Genomic DNA, 695 nt, shown 5'->3' on the forward strand with positions numbered 1-695 from the left:
ATACGTTCCCGGGCCTTGTACACACCGCCCGTCACACCATGGGAGTTGGTTTTACCCGAAGCCGGTGAGCTGACCCGAAAGGGGGGCAGCCGTCCACGGTAAGGTCAGCGACTGGGGTGAAGTCGTAACAAGGTAGCCGTAGGGGAACCTGTGGCTGGATCACCTCCTTTCTAAGGACGATGACCGCCGTCCCCGCATCCCTTCCGCGTCGTAACCGTAGCCTGGATTTATCCGGGTGCTGTGCGGGCCTGTAGCTCAGTTGGTTAGAGCACACGCCTGATAAGCGTGAGGTCGGTGGTTCGAGTCCACCCGGGCCCACCACTTTCTTGGCCCATGACTGGCTTGAATACAGCACGCACAAATGGTTTTCGCGACGTAGGAAGCGATATGATTTCGACCCGCCCATCGGCAGATGGATGCGGTCGGGATCGGTTTTCCGATCCGGATATTCCACCGGCCCTGAGGGGCTGGCTGGAACACAAGTTCTTTGGACAGTGTGAAGAGATGAGATCGTCTGATGTAATGCGAGCTGAGTGGCCNCTGAATACAGCACGCACAGACGGCTTGAACGACGTAGGAAGCGATATGATTTCGACCCGCCCGTCAGCAGACGGATGCGGTCGGGATCGGTTTTCCGATCCGGATATTCCACCGGCCCTGAGGGGCTGGCTGGAACACAAGTTCTTTGGACAGTG

The 695-nt window shown here is 58.1% G+C and carries 1 tRNA gene and 1 rRNA gene; both read left to right on the top strand.

Annotation, left to right across the window (positions count from 1 at the left end):
* Window positions 1-170: ribosomal RNA gene (locus IEW15_RS25610) — 16S ribosomal RNA — on the top strand; the annotation flags it as partial.
* Between the two features lie 74 nt (window positions 171-244).
* Window positions 245-321: transfer RNA gene (locus tag IEW15_RS25615), tRNA-Ile, on the top strand.
* Window positions 322-695 lie beyond the last annotated feature (374 nt).

This window comes from Tistrella bauzanensis, from assembly GCF_014636235.1.
Classification (GTDB): Bacteria; Pseudomonadota; Alphaproteobacteria; order Tistrellales; family Tistrellaceae; genus Tistrella; species Tistrella bauzanensis.